15 protein-coding genes are annotated in these 19,761 nt (G+C 72.1%); 11 read left to right on the top strand and 4 right to left on the bottom strand.

Annotated elements, in window-relative coordinates:
• Positions 1–44 precede the first annotated feature (44 nt).
• On the top strand, positions 45–1,436 hold the full coding sequence (locus Sdagh_RS23300; protein WP_189415564.1) for a glycoside hydrolase family 16 protein: 1,392 nt from the start codon (positions 45–47) through the stop codon (positions 1,434–1,436).
• Between the two features lie 88 nt (positions 1,437–1,524).
• On the opposite strand, the gene Sdagh_RS23295 is transcribed toward Sdagh_RS23300, so the two are convergent.
• The gene (locus tag Sdagh_RS23295; protein ID WP_190077105.1) at positions 1,525–2,985 is read right to left on the bottom strand and encodes a polysaccharide pyruvyl transferase family protein; all 1,461 of its coding nucleotides are present in this window, start codon (positions 2,983–2,985) and stop codon (positions 1,525–1,527) included.
• Between the two features lie 211 nt (positions 2,986–3,196).
• The gene (locus Sdagh_RS23290) at positions 3,197–4,123 is read right to left on the bottom strand and encodes a helix-turn-helix transcriptional regulator (RefSeq protein WP_190009592.1); all 927 of its coding nucleotides are present in this window, start codon (positions 4,121–4,123) and stop codon (positions 3,197–3,199) included.
• Positions 4,124–4,280: 157 nt separating this feature from the next.
• On the opposite strand from Sdagh_RS23290, the gene tkt reads away from it, so the two are divergent.
• From tkt to Sdagh_RS23250, 8 genes are read left to right on the top strand one after another with little or no spacing between them, the layout of a single operon-like run.
• The gene (tkt, locus tag Sdagh_RS23285) at positions 4,281–6,356 is read left to right on the top strand and encodes a transketolase (RefSeq protein ID WP_189415558.1); all 2,076 of its coding nucleotides are present in this window, start codon (positions 4,281–4,283) and stop codon (positions 6,354–6,356) included.
• A 22-nt stretch (positions 6,357–6,378) separates the two neighbouring features.
• On the top strand, positions 6,379–7,536 hold the full coding sequence (tal, locus tag Sdagh_RS23280) for a transaldolase (RefSeq protein WP_190009596.1): 1,158 nt from the start codon (positions 6,379–6,381) through the stop codon (positions 7,534–7,536).
• A complete protein-coding gene (zwf, locus tag Sdagh_RS23275) occupies positions 7,533–9,260 on the top strand; it encodes a glucose-6-phosphate dehydrogenase (RefSeq protein ID WP_189415555.1) in 1,728 nt (575 codons plus the stop codon). Before tal ends, zwf begins: the two co-directional genes overlap by 4 nt.
• Complete coding sequence (opcA, locus tag Sdagh_RS23270) at positions 9,257–10,192, top strand: glucose-6-phosphate dehydrogenase assembly protein OpcA (protein WP_226535600.1); 936 nt, start codon at positions 9,257–9,259, stop codon at positions 10,190–10,192. Before zwf ends, opcA begins: the two co-directional genes overlap by 4 nt.
• On the top strand, positions 10,185–11,834 hold the full coding sequence (pgi, locus tag Sdagh_RS23265) for a glucose-6-phosphate isomerase (protein ID WP_226535598.1): 1,650 nt from the start codon (positions 10,185–10,187) through the stop codon (positions 11,832–11,834). Before opcA ends, pgi begins: the two co-directional genes overlap by 8 nt.
• A 1-nt stretch (position 11,835) precedes the next feature.
• Complete coding sequence (gene gnd / locus Sdagh_RS23260; RefSeq protein ID WP_226535596.1) at positions 11,836–12,714, top strand: phosphogluconate dehydrogenase (NAD(+)-dependent, decarboxylating); 879 nt, start codon at positions 11,836–11,838, stop codon at positions 12,712–12,714.
• Positions 12,715–12,720: 6 nt separating this feature from the next.
• Positions 12,721–13,305 (top strand): histidine phosphatase family protein, encoded by a 585-nt coding sequence (locus tag Sdagh_RS23255; RefSeq protein ID WP_189418523.1) that lies wholly within the window; start codon positions 12,721–12,723, stop codon positions 13,303–13,305.
• A gap of 59 nt (positions 13,306–13,364) precedes the next feature.
• The gene (locus Sdagh_RS23250) at positions 13,365–14,828 is read left to right on the top strand and encodes a translocation/assembly module TamB domain-containing protein (RefSeq protein ID WP_190010453.1); all 1,464 of its coding nucleotides are present in this window, start codon (positions 13,365–13,367) and stop codon (positions 14,826–14,828) included.
• Here Sdagh_RS23250 and Sdagh_RS23245 read toward each other — a convergent pair.
• Positions 14,815–16,611, bottom strand: a complete 1,797-nt coding sequence (locus Sdagh_RS23245; protein WP_189418518.1) for a sugar phosphate isomerase/epimerase and 4-hydroxyphenylpyruvate domain-containing protein — start codon at positions 16,609–16,611, stop codon at positions 14,815–14,817. The two genes, Sdagh_RS23250 and Sdagh_RS23245, sit on opposite strands and share 14 nt — an antisense overlap.
• A 22-nt stretch (positions 16,612–16,633) precedes the next feature.
• On the bottom strand, positions 16,634–17,512 hold the full coding sequence (locus Sdagh_RS23240) for a shikimate dehydrogenase (RefSeq protein WP_190010454.1): 879 nt from the start codon (positions 17,510–17,512) through the stop codon (positions 16,634–16,636).
• Between the two features lie 116 nt (positions 17,513–17,628).
• Here Sdagh_RS23240 and Sdagh_RS23235 point away from each other — a divergent pair, with 116 nt between their 5' ends.
• Both Sdagh_RS23235 and Sdagh_RS23230 read left to right on the top strand, forming a co-directional pair.
• Entirely contained in the window at positions 17,629–18,318 is a 690-nt protein-coding gene (locus Sdagh_RS23235) for a TetR/AcrR family transcriptional regulator (protein WP_189418513.1), read from the top strand.
• An 89-nt stretch (positions 18,319–18,407) separates the two neighbouring features.
• Positions 18,408–19,760: an MFS transporter gene (locus Sdagh_RS23230; protein WP_190077115.1), complete on the top strand. Its 1,353-nt coding sequence runs from the start codon at positions 18,408–18,410 to the stop codon at positions 19,758–19,760.
• The last annotated feature ends 1 nt before the right edge of the window (position 19,761 follow it).

The following is a 19,761-nucleotide window of genomic DNA, read 5'->3' as shown; positions in this document are numbered from 1 at the left end:
TGCGCAGTGCCCCGCATCCCACTCCCCGTACCGAGAGGCACCCCATGAGCGCACCCTCCGGCACCCTCAACAGACGAAGGCCCCTGCGGCGCGCGCTCGTCGCCGCGCTGGGCGCCCTCGGCCTGGCCGTGGCCGGCGCCACCCTCGCCGCCCCCGCGGACGCCTCCGCGCCCACGCCCCCGTCCGGCTGGACCCAGGTCTTCGCCGACGACTTCAACGGCGCGGCCGGCTCCGGCGTCAACACCGCCGACTGGCAGTACGCGACGGGCACGTCGTACCCCGGCGGTGCCGCCAACTGGGGCACCGGCGAAGTGGAGACGATGACGTCCTCCACGAACAACGTCTCCCTCGACGGCAACGGCAACCTGCGCATCACCCCGCTGCGCGACAGTGCCGGCAAGTGGACCTCGGGCCGGATCGAGACCAACCGCACCGACTTCCAGCCCCCGTCCGGCGGCAGACTGAGCGTCGAGGCGCGCATCCAGATGCCGAACGTGACCGGTGCCGCCGCCAAGGGCTACTGGCCCGCCTTCTGGATGCTGGGCGCGCCGTTCCGGGGCAACTACTGGAACTGGCCGGGCGTGGGCGAGCTGGACATCATGGAGAACGTCCAGGGCCTCAACACCGTCTGGTCGACGATGCACTGCGGCACCAACCCGGGCGGCCCCTGCAACGAGACGACGGGCATCGGCGGTTCGACCGCCTGTCCGGGTGCCACCTGCCAGTCGGCCTTCCACACCTACCGGATGGAGTGGGACCGCTCGACCGCCGTGGAGCAGATCCGCTTCTACGTCGACGGCGTCGGTTTCCACACCGTGCGCGCCGACCAGATGGACGCCGCCACCTGGTCGAACGCCACGAACCACGGCTTCTTCATCATCCTCAACGTGGCGATGGGCGGCGGCTTCCCGGGCGCCTTCGGCGGCGGCCCGGACAGCGGCACCGTGCCCGGCCACCCGATGCTGGTCGACTACGTCCAGGTGCTGTCGGCGGGCGGCGGCACCACCCCGCCCCCGACCGGGAACCGGGACGCCTACGGCACCATCCAGGCCGAGTCCTACGACGCCCAGTCGGGCGTGCTGGCCGAGACCACGTCCGACACCGGCGGCGGGCAGAACCTGGGCGCCCTGGCCAACGGCGACTGGGCGCAGTACAAGGGTGTGAACTTCGGTTCGACCGCGGCGACGCAGTTCACCGCGCGCGTGGCGAGCGGGGCGGCGGCCGGCGTCAGCGGGCTGGTCGAGGTGCGCCTGGACAGCCGTACCGCCACGCCGGTCGGCAGCTTCGCGGTGGGCGGCACCGGGGGCTGGCAGTCGTGGCGGACGATCCCGGCCAACATCTCCGGCGTGACGGGCACCCATGACGTGTATCTGACGTTCACCAGCGGCCAGCCGGCCGACTTCGTCAACGTGAACTGGTTCAGCTTCGGACGCTGAACCGCCGGGCGTGCGACGCGGCCCCCCGCCGGACCGGGAGACGGTCCGGCGGGGGGCCGTCCCGGCTCCGCCGGAAGCGGGTGCGCGTCTACTGGGAGGTGAGCCGCTTCACCAGCCGGCGCGCCTTGCCGGACGGCTTCTTCTTCGCCTGCGCCTCCAGCGCCGCGAGCCGCTTCTCCAGGGCCTTCTGCTTCGCGGCGGCGGAACTCTGGACCGTGGTGAGTTTCGTCTCCAGCTTCTTTATGCGGTCCGCCTGCGCGGCGGCCTTCTTCTCCGCCCGCGCCGCCCTGGCCGCCGTTTCCTTGTTCTGCTCCCGGAGCAGGGTCATGCGGAAAAGGAGGTCGTCCTTGCCCTCGGCCTCGGAACGCCGGAAGGGCGGGGTGAATTCGGTGGCGGCGATTCTCTTGTCGTACGCCTCGCCGCCGTCGCCGTGCTCGTAGGCGTTCTCCAGGCCGTTCTTCGTCATGAAGTCGAGCAGGCGGCGGAATCCCTCGTCGTAGTGCTCGTCGAAGGCCGTGTAGTCGGTCTGCGCGTACAGCTCGGCGACGTCGGTGTCGGGCCGCAGGTCGGTGAGGGCCCGGTGCGGGATGTGGTGGTAGCGGGAGAGTTCCAGCGTCCGGGAGTCGTGCGCGAAGACGAATGCCGGGGTGCCGGCCACCAGCGCCGCGATGTTGCCGTGGATGCGCGTGCCGACCGCGAAGTCGTAGCCGGCGAGCGCGTCGATCCAGCTGTGCGGTTCCAGGGGCACGCACACGTCGGCGCTGCGGATCAGCGGGTGGGAGGTGAGGCTGGGCATCGGCTGCTGCTGCCCGGCGGCGATGGAGGTGTCGCCCCAGTAGAGCGTCTGGAGGTCCCGGCCCTCCTGGGCGAAGTACGTCAGATCGGGGTGCCGGCGGAGGATGGCCTCGTTGATCCGCGCGGCGAGGCCGGAGTTGGCCAGCCGCAGCGCGGTGGAGAGGGCGATGCGCGGGCGGTCCGGCAGCGCCCCGCCCGCCGCGTGCCCCATGCGGAAGCCGGGGCCGCGGAGGTAGACCGAGGGGCAGCCGATGACGTCGACGTCGGCGAAGCCCAGCTCCCCGAGGTAGCGCTGGGTGAACTCGCCGCGGACGCCGATGGAGGCCGAACGGTCCAGGACCGCGCCGATGAACCGCTTCACGGCGTCGTCGACGGGGGCGAGCTGGGCGGTGTCGTTGGCCAGGGACGCCTGCGCGCCGACGCCGAGCACCACCACCGGCACCTTCAGCTTGCCGATGACGTCGGCCAGGATGTGCAGGTGCGGGACGAACTTCCGCTTGAACGCGTTGGCCATCGGAATGACGAAGACATCGCACGCGTCATTGATCCGGTCCGCGTCCTCCGGCGTGAGATCGATGAAGTGCTTGGTGTCCACCTGGATCTCGGCGCGGCCCGGTACCGAGAGGTGCTTGTACGCCGCGTTGGTGTACATCAGGTTGCCGACGTTGCCCCGGATGCTGTTGCGCACCAGGGTGCTTTCGAGCGTGGGGGTGTCGAAGGGGTGGCTGCCGGCCTGGATCAGGACGCGCTTCATGCGGGTGGCCTCTGCTGGAGAAGGAGAAGGGTCTCGACGGAGCAGAGGCGGATTTCCCAGTGGTGGCGGTCGTATCGACGCGGCCCGCCGTGTTCCCCCCCGACCACTGCGACCATCGGGCGGAACTTTAGCACCGACGTTCGAAATGGTCACCTTTTGTTCATCTTCCGTTATCGGAACGTGAGTTGGCCAACCCTTTACCGGCGGCCGATCAACGGCTGAGTTCCGCCCGGAAGGCGGCGGGCGTCTGGTCCGTGTGCTGGTGGAAGAACTTGGAGAAGTTCGCCGCGTCCGGGAAGCCGAGCGCCGCGCCGACCCGCCCGATCGGCAGGTCGGTGTGGGCGAGGAGCCGCTTGGCCTCCAGGATCACCCGCTTGTCGATGAACGCCTTGGGGGTCTCGCCGGTCGCGGCGCGCACCGCGCGGACCAGGGTGCGGCGGGAGTAGCCGAGCGCGTCCGCGTAGGCGCTGACGCTGTGGTTGGTGGCGAAGCCCCGCTCCACCGCGTCCCGGAACAGGGTGAAGGTGGTGTCCCCCTGGGCGTCCGCCTGCCTCGACCGGTCCGCCTCGGGCGAGCCGCCGGCCGCCAGGTGCGCCTGGTGCGCGAGGCGCAGCAGAAACGCGGTCAGGGTGTGCCGCAGCACCGCCGTGTGCAGGCTCAGCGGCAGGGTGGTGGCGTCCTCGTACTCGCGCCTCAGCTGGTCGAGGGAGGCGGTCAGGGCGGCGAGCCGGGCGGCGTCGGGGCGCAGCAGCGGCGGCAGGTCGTAGCGGTAGAGGCCGGTGGCCTCGACGGTGGCGCGGGGCAGGAAGCCGGGCTGCATGGTCAGCACGGTTCCGCGGTACTCGCCGGGCCGGGAGAAGCGGTGGACCTGTCCGGGACGGATCCACAGCAGGTCGCCGGCGGACGCCTCGTACTCGGCGAAGTCGATCATGTGGCGGACCGGGCGGTCACCCGTGAAGAGCATGACGACGTGGAAGTCGATGCGGTGCACCCGGTGCAGCGGGGCCTGCGCGTGCCAGGTGCGGCCCGTGCCCATCGGGCCGACCTGCATACCGACGCCGAGGAGGCTGAGATCGACCGGGAAGGGGAACGTTCTGATCCCGTCGCCGCCCGCGCCTTCGTACTGTTCGTCCGCCATGTCCTTCTCGTACCGTCCGCTCGCGCACACGCGTGCCCGAGCCGTGTCCCAGTTTCACCACAGGCTGGCACACGACGACCTTCACTCCCAAAAGTCCGACTTTTAAGTTTGAACACGTCAGACCAGCCACCCCGCTCCCATCGAGGAACTCTTGAAGATGAGCACGCACACCGCGGACCGCTTCGCATGGACCGAACTCGACCGGCGTGCCGTCGACACGGCGCGTGTTCTCGCCGCCGATGCCGTGCAGAAGGTCGGCAACGGACACCCGGGGACGGCGATGGCCCTCGCCCCGGCCGCCTACACGATCTTTCAGAAGGTGATGCGTCACGATCCCGCCGATCCCGAGTGGACCGGACGTGACCGCTTCGTCCTCTCCCCCGGCCACACCTCGCTGACCCTCTACACGCAGCTGTACCTCGCCGGGTACGAGCTGGAGCTGGACGACCTGAAGGCGTTCCGGACGCAGGGGTCGAAGACCCCCGGCCACCCCGAGTACGGGCACACGGCCGGCGTCGAGACCACCACCGGACCGCTCGGCCAGGGCGTCGCCAACGCGGTGGGCATGGCGATGGCCGCCCGCTACGAGCGCGGCCTGTTCGACCCCGAGGCACCGGAGGGCGAGTCGCCCTTCGACCACACCATCTGGGCGATCGTCTCCGACGGCGACCTCCAGGAGGGCGTCTCCGCCGAGGCGTCCTCGCTGGCCGGGCACCAGAGGCTCGGCAACCTGGTCCTCCTCTACGACGACAACCACATCTCCATCGAGGGCGACACCGCCACCGCCTTCTCCGAGGACGTCCTGGGGCGCTACGAGGCGTACGGCTGGCACACCCAGCGCGTCGAGCCCGCCGAGAACGGCGACGTCGACGTGCACGCCCTGTACGAGGCGCTGACGGCGGCCAGGGCCGAGACCGGCCGCCCCTCCATCATCGCCATGCGCACGATCATCGCCTGGCCCGCCCCGAACGCGCAGAACACCGAGGCCGCGCACGGTTCCGCCCTCGGCGCGGACGAGGTGGCCGCCACCAAGCGGGTGCTCGGCTTCGACCCGGAGCGGTCCTTCGAGGTCGCCGACGAGGTCCTCGCCCACACCCGCGGGGCCCTGGACCGGGGCGCCGAGGCGCACGCCGCCTGGGACAAGCGGATCGCCGCGTGGCGCGACGCCCGGCCGGAGCGCGCCGAGCTGTTCGACCGCGTGGTCGCCGGCCGGCTCCCCGAGGGCTGGCAGGACGCGCTGCCGGTGTTCGAACCGGGCCGGTCGGTCGCCACCCGGGCCGCGTCCGGCAAGGTGCTCCAGGCGCTCGGCCCGGTCCTGCCCGAGCTGTGGGGCGGCTCCGCCGACCTGGCCGGCTCGAACAACACGACGATCGACAAGGGCTCGTCCTTCCTCCCCGAGGGCAATCCGCTGCCGGGCGCCGACCCGTACGGCCGTACGGTCCACTTCGGCATCCGCGAGTTCTCGATGGCCGCCGAGATGAACGGCATCGCGCTGCACGGCAACACCCGTGTCTACGGCGGCACCTTCCTGACCTTCTCCGACTACATGCGCAACGCCGTGCGCATGTCGGCGCTGATGCAGCTGCCGGTGACGTACGTCTGGACGCACGACTCCATCGGCCTCGGCGAGGACGGCCCGACCCACCAGCCGGTCGAACACCTGGCCGCGCTGCGCGCCATCCCTGGCCTGAACGTGGTCCGCCCGGCCGACGCCAACGAGACCGCGACGGCCTGGGCCGAGATCCTGCGCCGCCACTCCACCTCCCCCGCCCCGCACGGCCTCGCCCTCAGCCGGCAGGGCCTGCCGGTGTACGAGGCGGACCCGGACGCGGCCAAGGGCGGCTACGTCCTGCGGGACGCGTCCACCGGTGCCCCCGAGGTGATCCTGATCGCCACCGGCTCCGAGGTGCAGGTCGCCGTCGCCGCGCGCGAGCTGCTGGAGGCGGAGGGGACACCCACCCGGGTGGTGTCGATGCCGTCCGTCGAGTGGTTCGAGGAGCAGCCGCGGGCCTACCGCGAGCGCGTCCTGCCGCCGGCCGTGAAGGCCCGGGTGGCCGTCGAGGCCGGGATCGCCCTGACCTGGTACCGCTACGTCGGTGACGCGGGACGCATCGTCTCGCTGGAGCACTACGGCGCCTCCGCCGACGCCAAGACCCTGTTCGCCGAGTACGGCTTCACCGCCGAGAACGTCGCCGCCGCGGCCCGGGAATCCGTCGCCGCCGCCCGCGGTTGATCGCAACGCCAGAAAGAAGATGATGATCACTGTGACCGAAGCAACCGGGACCCCGGGAGCGCTGGAGCGCCTGGCCGACGAGGGCGTCTCCGTCTGGCTGGACGACCTGTCCCGCACGCGGATCGAATCGGGCGACCTGGCCCGGCTCGTCGAGACCGGGGGCGTCGTCGGCGTCACCACCAACCCCTCCATCTTCCAGGCGGCCATCGGCTCCGGCGCGGGCTACGAGGAGCAGCTCGCCGATCTCGCGGTGCGCGGCGTCACCGTGGACGAGGCCGTCCGGATGATGACCACCGCCGACGTCCGCGCCGCCGCCGACGTGCTGCGCCCGGTGTACGAGGCGACCGGCGGCCGGGACGGCCGGGTCTCCATCGAGGTCGACCCGCGCCTGGCCCATGACACGGCGGCGACCGTCGCCGAGGCCCGCCAGCTGTTCTGGCTGGTGGACCGCCCCAACGTCATGATCAAGATCCCGGCGACCAGGGCCGGTCTCCCGGCGATCACCGAGGTGATCGGCGCAGGCATCAGCGTGAACGTGACGCTGATCTTCTCCCTGGAGCGCTACCGCGAGGTGATGGACGCCTACCTCGCCGGCCTGGAGAAGGCGCGGGCCGCCGGCCACGACCTGGCCACGGTCCACTCGGTCGCCTCCTTCTTCGTCTCCCGCGTCGACAGCGAGATCGACAAGCGGCTGTCCGTGCTGGGCACCGACGAGGCCCTCGCCCTGAAGGGCCGGGCGGCGCTGGCCAACGCCCGGCTGGCCTACGAGGCGTACGAGGAGGTCTTCGCGGGGGACCGTTTCACCGCCCTGGCGGGTACCGGCGCCCAGCGCCAGCGTCCCCTGTGGGCGTCCACCGGGGTGAAGGATCCGGCGTACCGGGACACCCTGTACGTGGAGGAACTGGTCGCTCCCGGCACCGTGAACACCATGCCGGAGGCCACGCTGGCCGCCACCGCCGATCACGGTGACGTCCGGGGAGACACGGTCACCGGCGGCTACGACCGGGCGAGGGCCGACCTCGCCGCCGTGGAGCGGCTCGGCATCTCGTACGACGAGGTGGTGGAGCAGCTGGAACGCGAGGGCGTGGCCAAGTTCGAGGCGGCCTGGCAGGACCTGCTGGACGCCGTGACGAAGTCCCTCGACAGCAAGGCCGACGACAAGGGAGTTGACGGGGAATGAGCAAGAAGCTTCCCGACCCGGACGCCCCGGGGGCCGAGGCGGCAGCCTCGGACACCAAGGCGACGAAGGAGGCCGAGGAGGTCCGGGACGCCCAGGAGGCCGCGGGTGGCGTGGACGCCGGCCCCGGGGCGGCCCCGGCGTCCGGCGGCGGCGCCGCGCGGCGCCCGGTCGCGGACGGGGACGCCGCGCAGATCCCCGTGCAGGACTGGGAGAACCCGCTGCGGGACGCCCAGGACCGCCGGCTGCCGCGCATCGCGGGCCCGTCGGGCCTGGTCATCTTCGGCGTGACGGGTGACCTGTCCCGCAAGAAGCTGATGCCGGCCGTGTACGACCTGGCCAACCGCGGCCTGCTGCCCCCGGGCTTCTCCCTGGTGGGCTTCGCCCGCCGGGACTGGGAGGACCAGGACTTCGCGCAGGTGGTGCACGAGGCCGTCAAGGAGCACGCCCGCACCGAGTTCCGCGAGGAGGTCTGGCAGCAGCTCTCCGAGGGCATGCGGTTCATCCCCGGCGACTTCGACGACGACCACGCCTTCGAGGAGCTGCGCAAGGCCGTGGACGAGCTGGACGCCTCCCGGGGCACCAGCGGCAACTACGCCTTCTACCTCTCGGTGCCGCCGAAGTTCTTCCCGAAGGTCGTCCAGCAGCTGAAGAAGCACGGTCTGGCGGACGCCCCGGAGGGCTCCTGGCGCCGCGCGGTCATCGAGAAGCCGTTCGGACACGACCTGGCGAGCGCGCAGGAGCTGAACGCGCTCGTGCACGATGTGTTCGAACCGGACCAGGTCTTCCGCATCGACCACTACCTGGGCAAGGAGACCGTCCAGAACATCCTGGCGCTGCGCTTCGCCAACACGATGTTCGAGCCGATCTGGAACCGGTCCTACGTCGACCACGTGCAGATCACCATGGCCGAGGACATCGGCATCGGCGGCCGGGCCGGCTACTACGACGGCATCGGCTCCGCCCGTGACGTCATCCAGAACCACCTTCTTCAGCTGATGGCGCTCACCGCGATGGAGGAGCCCGCCTCCTTCGACGCGGCGTCGCTGCTCACCGAGAAGCTGAAGGTGTTCCGGGCGGTGCGGCTGCCGGACGACCTGGGCCTGCACACCGTGCGGGGCCAGTACGCGGGCGGCTGGCAGGGCGGTGAGCAGGTGCGCGGCTATCTGGAGGAGGACGGCATCGACCCGGCCTCCACCACCGACACCTACGCCGCCATGAGGCTGGCGATCGACAACCGCCGCTGGGCGGGCGTCCCCTTCTACCTGCGCACCGGCAAGCGCCTGGGCCGGCGGGTCACCGAGATCGCGGTCGTCTTCCAGCGCGCCCCGCACTCCCCCTTCGACCAGACGGCCACCGAGGAACTCGGCGCCAACGCGGTCGTGATCCGCGTCCAGCCGGACGAGGGGATGACGGTGCGCTTCGGCTCCAAGGTGCCGGGCACCTCGATGGAGATCCGGGACGTGTCGATGGACTTCGCCTACGGCGAGTCCTTCACCGAGTCCAGCCCCGAGGCGTACGAGCGGCTGATCCTGGACGTCCTCCTCGGCGACGCGAACCTCTTCCCGCGTCACCAGGAGGTGGAGGAGTCCTGGCGCATCCTCGACCCGGTCGAGGAGTACTGGGCCACCCACGGCAAGCCGGCCCAGTACGCCTCCGGCAGCTGGGGCCCGCAGGAAGCCGACGAGATGCTCGCACGAGACGGACGGAGCTGGCGCAGGCCATGAGGATCGACCTGACCGACACCACGGCAAGCAAGATCAACAAGGCGCTGGTCCAGGGCCGCCGGGCCATCGGCACCCCGGCCGTGGGCATGGTCCTGACGATGGTCATCGTCACGGACGAGGAGAACGCCTACGACGCCATCAAGGCCGCCGAGGAAGCCTCGCACGAGCACCCCTCGCGGACCCTGGTCGTCATCAAGCGGCACACCCGCAACCCGCGCGAGCGCACCAAGTCGCACCTGGACGCGGAGGTCCGGGTCGGCTCCGAGGCCGGCACCGGCGAGACGGTCGTGCTGCGCATGTACGGCGAGGTCTCGCGGCACGCCGACTCGGTGGTGCTGCCGCTGCTGCTGCCCGACGCGCCGGTGGTCGTGTGGTGGCCGGTGGACGCCCCGGACAACCCCGCCAAGGACCCGCTCGGCGCGCTCGCCCAGCGCCGGATCACCGACCTGTACGCGGTCGAGAACCCGATGGAGACCCTGGGCAAGCGGGTGCGCAGCTACGCCCCCGGCGACACCGACCTCGCCTGGACCCGGCTGACACTGTGGCGCTCGATGCTGGCCGCCGCCCTGGACCAGGCCCGGATGAAGGTCACCTCGGCGGTCGTGGAGGCCGAGGCCGACAACCCGGCCGCCGAACTGCTGGCCCGCTGGCTGGAGGCCCGCCTCGGCGTCGGCGTCGAGCGGCGGGTCAGCGACGGCCCCGCCGTCACCACCGTCCGGCTGAACACCGCCGCCGGCGAGATCGTCATCGACCGGCCCGAGGGCCCGGTGGCCACCCTGACCCTGCCCGGCCAGCCGCCGCGCACCCTGGCGCTGAAGGTGCGTTCCACCGCCGAACTCATCGCCGAGGAGCTGCGGCGCCTCGACGCGGACGAGATGTACGCCATCGCCCTGACCGGTGAGGCCACCAAGGAGACGCCTGTCCATGTCTGACACCCCTGAGCTGATCCGCCGCCCCGAGTGGACGGCCCTGGAGGACCACCGCGCCGGCGCGCTGGCCCGTCCCGACCTGCGGGAGCTGTTCGCCGCCGACCCGGCGCGCGCGGAACGCTATGTCGTACGCGTCGGCGACCTGCGCATCGACTACTCCAAGCACCTGATCACCGACGAGACGCTGGCGCTGCTGCGGGAGCTGGCCGCCGCCACGGACGTCTTCGAGTTGCGGGACGCGATGTTCCGCGGGGAGAAGATCAACGTCACCGAGGGCCGGGCGGTGCTGCACACCGCGCTGCGCGCTCCGGCGGACGCGGCCGTCGAGGTCGACGGTGAGAACGTCGTGCCCGGTGTGCACGCCGTCCTGGACAAGATGGCCGGCTTCGCCGGGCGGGTGCGGTCCGGGGAGTGGACCGGCCACACCGGCCGGCGCATCCGCAACGTCGTCAACATCGGTATCGGCGGTTCCGACCTCGGTCCCGCGATGGCCTACGAGGCGCTGCGCGCGTTCACCGACCGCGAGCTGACCGTCCGCTTCGTGTCGAACGTGGACGGCGCCGACCTGCACGAGGCCGTCCGGGACCTGGACCCGGCCGAGACGCTGTTCATCGTCGCCTCCAAGACGTTCACCACGATCGAGACGATCACCAACGCCACCTCGGCGCGGGCCTGGCTGCTGGACGCGCTGAAGGACGAGGCGGCCGTCGCCAGGCACTTCGTGGCCCTGTCGACCAACGCGGAGAAGGTCGCGGACTTCGGCATCGACACGGCCAACATGTTCGGGTTCTGGGACTGGGTCGGCGGCCGGTACTCCTTCGACTCCGCGATCGGCCTGTCCCTGATGATCGCCATCGGCCCGGACCGCTTCCGCGAACTGCTCGACGGGTTCCGCATCGTCGACGACCACTTCCGCACCGCCCCCGCCGAGGCCAACGCCCCGCTGATCCTGGGCCTGCTCGGCGTCTGGTACGGCAACTTCCACGACGCCCAGTCCCACGCCGTCCTGCCCTACAGCCACTACCTGTCGAAGTTCACCGCCTATCTCCAGCAGCTCGACATGGAGTCCAACGGCAAGTCCGTCACCCGCGACGGACAGCCCGTGCGGTGGCAGACCGGCCCGGTCGTGTGGGGCACCCCCGGCACCAACGGCCAGCACGCCTACTACCAGCTCATCCACCAGGGCACGAAGCTGATCCCGGCGGACTTCATCGGCTTCGCCCGCCCCGTCGCCGGGCTGGACGACCGCCTGGCCGCCCAGCACGACCTGCTGATGGCCAACTTCTTCGCCCAGACCCAGGCCCTCGCCTTCGGCAAGACCCCCGACGAGGTCCGCGCCGAAGGCGTCCCCGAGGACCTGGTCGCGCACAAGACGTTCCAGGGCAACCACCCCACGACGACCATCCTCGCGCGCGAGCTGACCCCCTCCGTCCTCGGCCAGCTCATCGCCCTCTACGAACACAAGGTCTTCGTCCAGGGCGCCATCTGGAACATCGACTCCTTCGACCAGTGGGGCGTCGAACTCGGCAAGGTCCTCGCCAAGCGCGTCGAACCCGCCCTCACCGAAGGCGCCGACGTCCCCGGCCTCGACCCCTCCACGGCCGCGCTGGTGGCCGCCTACCGCGAACTGAAGGAAGTGCACTGACATGCAGATCGGCCTCATCGGTCTCGGCAAGATGGGCGGCAACATGCGCGAGCGTCTGCGCAACGCCGGCCATGACGTCGTCGGGTACGACACCAACCCCGAACTGTCCGACGTCGACAGCCTCGCCGGCCTCGTGGACCGCCTCGAAGGACCGCGCGCGGTCTGGGTGATGGTCCCCGCCGGCGGCCCCACCCAGGCCGTCATCGACCAGCTCGCCTCCATCCTCCAGCCCCGCGACATCGTCGTCGACGGCGGCAACTCCCGCTGGACCGACGACGAGAAGCACGCCGAGGAACTCGCCAGGCGCGGCATCGGCTTCGTCGACGCCGGTGTCTCCGGCGGCGTCTGGGGCCTGAAGAACGGCTACGCGCTGATGGTCGGCGGCGAGAAGGAGTACGTCGACCGCCTCCAGCCGGTCTTCGACGCGCTCAAGCCGGAGGGCCCCTACGGCTACGTCCACGCCGGCAAGGTCGGCGCCGGGCACTTCGCGAAGATGGTCCACAACGGCATCGAGTACGCCATGATGCAGGCCTACGCCGAGGGCTGGGAGCTGCTGGAGAAGGTCGACTCCGTCGACAACGTCCGCGAGGTCTTCCGCTCCTGGCAGGAGGGCACCGTCATCCGCTCCTGGCTGCTCGACCTCGCCGTCAACGCCCTGGACGACGACCCGCACCTGGAGAAGCTCCGCGGCCGGGCCGCCGACTCCGGCGAAGGCCGCTGGACGGTGGAGGCCGCCATCGACAACGCCGTGCCGCTGCCCGCGATCACCGCGTCCCTCTTCGCCCGGTTCTCCTCCCGGCAGGACGACTCCCCGCAGATGAAGATGATCGCCGCGCTGCGCAACCAGTTCGGCGGCCACGCCGTCGAGTCCTCCAAGTAGTCCGCGGTGGGAGATCTGCTGCTGGTCCGCCATGGCGAGACCGAGTGGAGCCGGTCCGGACAGCACACCAGCCACACCGACCTGCCCCTCACCCCGCACGGTGAGGAGCAGGCCAAGTCCCTGGCCCCGCTGCTGTCCGGGCGGCCGTTCGCACTGGTGCTCACCAGCCCGCTCGGCCGGGCCGTGCGCACCGCCGAGCTGGCCGGACTGGTCGGCGCGGTGCCCGACGCCGACCTGCGGGAATGGGACTACGGCGGCTACGAGGGCGTCACCAGCGTCGACATCCACCGGGTACGGCCCGGCTGGGACCTGTGGACCGACGGGGCGCCGCCCGGTGCGGAGAGCCCCGGCGAGTCGCCCGAGCAGGCCGGCCGGCGCGCCGACCGGGTGCTGTCCCGGGTCGAGGCCGCGCTGCCCGACGGGGACGTGGTGCTGGTGGCGCACGGCCACTTCCTGCGGGTGGTGACCGCCCGCCGGCTCGGGCTGCCCCCGTCCGAGGGCCGGCTGTTCCAGCTCGCCACCGGCACGCTGAGCCGCCTGTCGACCGAGCACGGGCACCCGGTGGTCGCGGAGTGGAACACGCGTCCGTGAACGCCCGGCGGCCGGGGCCTGGTTGACAGGCCCCGGCCGCCGCGTCAGAGTCCCCGCTGATGGAGATCGACGAACTGACGCCGGCCGAGGCGCGGATATGGCGGGCCTTCGCCCGGGGCGACTACGTCGACTTCCGCACCGGCCCCGACGACGACCCCGCCGACGGCGCCGCCTGGGGGCCGGAGCGGACCGTGCGGGCCCGGGTGCTGCGCACGCTGCTGCTGGACGGCCCCCGCGCGAGTGGCGAGATACCGTCCCTCGACCTCTCCGGCGCCCGGATCACCGGCGGCCTGCACCTCCAGTACGCGACGGTCGAGCTGGCGGTGCGGCTGAAGAACTGCTGGTTCGAAGAGGTTCCCCGCCTCTACGCCGCCCGGCTGTGGGAGATCAACCTGAGCGAGTCGGTGCTGCCGGGGCTGATCGCGCACGCCGTGCGCGTCGACGGCGTGCTGCGCATGACCCGGGCCCGCTTCACCGGCCTGGTCCGGCTGGCCGGGGCGGAGGTCACCGGGAGCCTCTACCTGGAGGGCGCGCGGATCGACGCGCCGGACGCCGAGGGGCCGGTGCTCCAGCTGAACCAGGCCGCCCTGGGCGCCGACCTGTGGGCGCCGGGGCTGCGTGCCCGCGGCCCGGTCCGGCTGACCGGCGCCTCGGTCACCGGCACGGTCCATCTGAAGGACGCCGTGCTCGACGCGCCCGGCCGCACCGCCCTGGACGCGCAGTCTCTCGTCGTCGGGTCGAGTGTGACGGCCGGCTGCCTGGACGCCCGGGGGACGCTGGACTTCCGCGGTGCCCGGGTCCCCGGCACCCTCGAACTCACCCACGCCCGCCTGTCCTGCCCCGGCGGCATCGCGCTACGGGCCACGAGCTGTGTCATCGGCGAGCTGTGGCTGTTCGGCGACGGCCGGATCGAGGGCGCGCTGCGGCTGCGCCGGGCCCGGATCGACAGCCTCAGCCTCGACCCGGACCTCGTGCCGGACGAGGTGTACCTCAACGACCTCACCTACGGGGCGCTGGTCCCGCACCACCCCGCCGAGCGCCGCCTGCAGATGCTGGAACGCGACGGCGACGGTTATGTGCCGTACTCCTACGAGCAGTTGACGGCCGCCTACCGGCGCAACGGCGACGACGACGCGGCCCGGCGCGTGCAGCTGGCCAAGCTGCGCCGGCACCGCCGCACGCTGCCCTGGTACGGCCGGGTGTGGGGCCGGCTCCAGGACGCCGCCGTGGGCTACGGCTTCCGTCCGCTGCGGGCCGGCGCCTGGCTGCTGTCGCTGCTCGCGGCCGGCTCCGTCGTCTACGCCCTGGCCCCTCCCCCGGCGCTCAAACCCGGCGAGGCGCCGGACTTCAGCCCGGTCTTCTACACCCTCGACCTGCTGCTGCCGATCATCTCCTTCGGCCAGGAGACGGCGTTCGCCCCCGAGGGCCCGTACCAGTGGCTCTCGTACGCCCTCGTCCTCATGGGCTGGCTCCTGGCCTCCACGGTGATCGCGGGCGTGACCCGGTCGGTCAGCCGCCCGTGAGTCCCCGGGCGGCGTGCTGCGCGGCCAGCCGCACGGGGGCGTTCGGGGCGCCGTAGCCGCGGTAGCCGCCGTCGCGCTGGAGGAGTTCGACGAAGACCCGGCCGACGGTGAGCGTGTAGCAGTGCCGGAACGCGCCGTGCGCGTCGCGGTCGTAGAGGATGCCCAGTTCCCGGTACGTCTCCAGTTCGCCGTCGGGGAGATCGAAGCGGGCGGCGAGGTCGTCGTAGTAGTTGGCGGGGATCGGCAGCAGCCGGCCGCCGGCCGCGCGGAAGCGGCGGGCCGCCGCTACCACGTCGTCGGTGGCGAGGGCGAGGTGCTGGGCGTGCACGGTGTCGTCGGTGGGGGCCGCGCCGACGCTCAGGACGATCCGGACCCCGCCGTCCTCGCCGGCGACGGCGCGGCTGCGGAGCAGCCCGTAGGGATCGGCGACGTCCACGCCGGCCTGCGGGCTGAGACCGAGGACGCCGCGGTGGAAGAGGACCGCCTCGTCGAAGTGGTGCCAGGGCTGGGTCAGGGCGAGATGGTCGATCCGGCACGCCTCGGGGCCCTCGGGGGCGGGGGTGTCGGCCGCGAAGTCGGCCCGCCAGTCGGGGCCGTCGCCGCCGGGCGCGGCGCAGAAGAACAGTTCCGTGCCGTCGGGTGCGGCGACCGCCTCCAGTTCCGCGTCCCCGGGAGCGCGGCGGCGCGGCAGCACCGGGGCGAGCAGCGCCTCCGCGCGCCGGGCGGCACCGGCCGGGTCGGGGCTGGTCAGACCGACGGCGGCGAGCCGGGTGCCGTCCCGGCGCTCGGCCGGCCCGGTGTTGACCAGGACGCGGGCCTCGCCCTGCTGCCAGAGGTCGACGGGTTTGCCACGGTGGCGGGCGACCCGGGTGAAGCCGAGGGCGCCGAGCAGGGCGGTGACGGGCCGGTCGTCCGGGGTGACCAGCTCGGCGAAGGCGACGCCGGTGGGGACGACGGGCTCCGGGAGCGCGGCCGTGCCGGTCTCCTCCTGGAGCAGCCGCAGGGAGCGCTGGGCGTCGACGGCGGTCGGCGCGGCCTCGGCCTGCCGGAAGACGTCGTTGAAGACTTCCAGGGAGAGCGGCCCGGCGTACCCGGTGCGCAGGACGTGGCGGACGAGTCCGGCGATGTCGAAACCGCCCTGGCCGGGGAAGCAGCGGTAATGGCGGCTCCACTGGAGGACGTCCATGGCGAGCCGGGGCGCGTCGGCGAGCTGGAGGAAGAAGATCTTCTCGCCGGGGATGTCCTCGATTCCCTTGGGGTCGCTGCCCCGGGAGAGGATGTGGAAGCTGTCCAGGCAGGTGCCGAGGGCCGGGTGTCCGGCGGCCTCGACGACCCGCCAGGCGTGGTCGTAGGTGCTGATGTGCCGGCCCCAGGCGAGCGCCTCGTAGGCGACGCGGATGCCGTGCTCCGCGGCGAGGGAGGCGAGGCGGGCGAGCTGTCCGGCGGCGAGGGCGTCGTCGTCGATCGCGTCCGGGTCGACGCTGGAGCAGACCAGGACGGTGTCGGCGCCGAGCCGGCGCATCAGCGCGAACTTGTGCCGGGCGCGCCGCAGGGCGTCGGCGAACCGCTCCTCGGGGAGCGCCTCGATGTCCCGCATCGGCTGGTAGAGGTCGATGGTCAGGCCGAGGTCGGCGCAGCGGGCGCGGATCTCCTCCGGGGTGAGCGGGCTCGCCAGCAGGTCGTTCTCGAAGATCTCCACACCGTCGAAGCCGGCCCGGGCGGCGGCGGTGAGTTTCTCGGTGAGGGTGCCGCTGAGGGAGACGGTGGCGATGGACGTACGCACGTCGGTACCTCTTCCGGTCGGGTCAGCGGGGCGCGGTGACGGCGCCGGTCAGCTCGTGGAAGTCGGCGAGCATGGCCGTGCCGTCGGGTTCCCGGCCGGTGAACAGGCGGAACGCGTCGACGGCCTGGAAGACGGCCATGCCGCCGCCGTCGAGGGTGGCGCAGCCCAGCGCGCGGGCGGTGCGCAGCAGCTCGGTCTCCAGCGGGCGGTAGACCACCTCGGCGACCCACAGCCCGGGGTGGAGCAGCGCGGCGGGCAGCGGCAGGCCCGGGTGGGCGGCCATGCCGGTGGGGGTGGCGTGCACGATGCCGTCGGCGCGGGCCAGCAGGCCCGGCAGGTCGCCGGGGGCGGCGGGGGCGGCCCGGCCCGGGCCGAAGTGCCGGGTCAGGGCGTCGGCGAGGGCGGCGGCCCGCTCGGGCAGCGCGTCGACGACGGTGACCCGGCCGGCGCCCAGGGTGAGGGTGGCGTGGGCGACGGCGGCACCCGCCCCGCCCGCGCCGAGCTGCACGATCCGCTCCAGCGGTGCGTCGGGCAGGCCCCGGGCGAAGGAGGCGGCGAAGCCGGTGGCGTCGGTGTTGTGGCCGACCGCCCGGCCGTCGTCCTCGAAGACGACGGTGTTGACCGCGCCGAGCGCCTCGGCACCCGGGGCGAGCGCGTCGAGGTGGCCGAGGACGAGCTGTTTGCACGGGTGGGTGATGTTCAGCCCGTCGAAGCCCAGGTCGCGGGCGGCGCGCAGCAGCTCGCCCACCGCCTCGGGCGCCGCGCCGAGGACGTCGAGGTCGATCAGCCGGTACAGGTACCGCAGCCCCTGCCGGTCGGCCTCGCGTTCGTGCAGGGCCGGGGTGAGCGACGGGCCGATGCCGGAACCGATCAGGCCGACGAGATACGAGTCCTTGGGCACAGGGGGACCTCCGCTAATGTACGAACCGGTACGTTAGTCATAGCAGCAGGGCCCGGCGCAGGGGAAGACCCGACCTTCTACAATCGGCGCACCTGCCGTTCTGCCGAAGGAACCCGATGACCAGCGTCGACGAACCGGCACGATCCAACGGGCGCATCCGGGACGCCGCCCGCACCCGCGCCGAAATCCTCGACGTGGCCACCCGGGAGTTCGCGCGCGCCGGGTACGACGGGGCCAGGGTCGACGAGATCGCCGCCCGCACCCGCACCACCAAGCGGATGATCTACTACTACTTCGGCGGCAAGGAGCAGCTGTTCACGGCCGTCCTGGAGCGGGCGTACGGCGTGATTCGGGAGGCCGAGCAGGAGCTGGACGTCGACCATCTCGACCCGGTCGCCGCCATCCGGCGCCTGGCCGAGGTCACCTTCGACCACCACGAGCAGCATCCCGACTTCATCCGCCTGGTCAGCATCGAGAACATCCACGACGCCGAGCACATCGCCGCCTCCGAGAAGCTCGGCAGGATCGGCTCGCCGGCGCTGGACGTGATCCGCCGCATCCTCACGGCGGGTCAGGAGTCGGGCCTGTTCACGGCGGACGTGGACGCGGTCGACCTGCACGCGATGATCAGCTCCTTCTGCTTCTTCCGGGTCGCCAACCGGCACACCTTCGGCGCCCTGTTCGGCCGCGACCTGGTCGACCCGGGACAGCGCGCCCACTACCGGGCGATGCTCGGCGACATGGTGATCGCCTATCTGACGGCGGAGCGCTCCCCGGACCGTTCCGGCGACCGACACACCTCTTGACAGCCGCGACCCGTGGGCGCAGCATCCCTAGCCACCCCCTAGTAACTATCCAGTGGGTTAATTAGGCGATGAAGCCGAAGGAGCCGCACGTGTCCGTCCCCGCCCCCCCCTCCGACGCCCCACCGGGGCAGCCCAAGAAGGCCGCGACCGCCGCGTGGATCGGCAGCGCCCTGGAGTACTACGACTTCTTCATCTACGGCAGCGCCGCCGCGCTGATCTTCCCGGAGATCTTCTTCGACGAGTCCGATCCGGCGACGGCGACCCTGCTGTCGCTGGCCACCTTCGGCGTCGCCTATGCCGCCCGGCCGGTCGGCGCGTTCTTCCTCGGGCATGTCGGGGACCGCCTGGGCCGCAAGAAGATCATGGTCTTCACCCTGCTGCTGATGGGCCTGTCGACGTTCCTGATCGGCTGTCTGCCCACCCGCGACCAGGTCGGCACGCTCGCCCCGGTGCTGCTGGTGCTCTGCCGGGTCCTCCAGGGGATCTCGGCCGCCGGTGAGCAGGCCAGCGCCAACTCCATGACGCTGGAGCACGCGCCGCCGGGACGGCGGGGCTTCTTCACCAGCTTCACCCTCAGCGGCACGCAGGGCGGGCAGCTCCTCGCCACCCTGGTGTTCATCCCCGTCGCGGCGCTGCCCGAGGAGCAGTTGCTCTCCTGGGGCTGGCGGGTCCCGTTCTGGCTGAGCGTGGCGGTCGCGGTGGTCGGCTGGTTCATCCGCCGCAACCTCGACGAGACCCCGGCCTTCGCCCAGCAGGCCGCCTCCGAGGGTGTCGTCAGGCTGCCGCTGGTGGTGCTGGTGCGCGAGCACTGGGCGGATGTGCTGCGGGTGATCGGGGGCGCGCTGATCGCCTCGGTCAGCACGATCTTCACGGTCTGGGCGCTGGCGTACGCCACGAGCGACTCGGTGGGCATGTCCCGTACGGCGATGCTGTGGGTGGGCGCCCTGGCCAACGTGGTGGCGCTCGCCGCGATCCCGCTCTGGGCGACGCTGTCCGACCGGATCGGCCGGCGGCCGGTGTACCTGATCGGCGCGGTGGGCAGCGCGGTGACGATGTTCCTGTACCTGCGGGCGATCTCCACCGGCTCCTACGCCCTCACCTTCCTCCTCGGCATCGTCTGCTTCGGCGTGGTCTACAGCGCCGCGAACGGTGTCTGGCCCGCCTTCTACGGCGAGATGTTCACGACCCGGGTCCGGCTGTCCGGCGTGGCGATCGGCACGCAGATCGGGTTCGCGGTGGCCGGTTTCGCGGTGACGTTCGCGGCGCGGATCGCCGGCCCGGACGGAGCCGACTGGTCGGCGGTGGCCCTGTTCACGGCGGCGCTGTGCGTCCCGCCGGTCATCGCCGCGCTGACCGCCCGGGAGACCCACAAGGTCCCCACCGAACACCTCGGCGAACGGACCCCCGGGGAACCGGCCCGCCAGGAAAGGGTGACGGCCTGAC

This window comes from Streptomyces daghestanicus (genome assembly GCF_020521275.1).
GTDB lineage: Bacteria > Actinomycetota > Actinomycetes > Streptomycetales > Streptomycetaceae > Streptomyces > Streptomyces griseoviridis.
The sequence above is the reverse complement of the archived record's forward strand: the minus strand, read 5'-3'. Positions and strand labels throughout refer to the sequence as shown.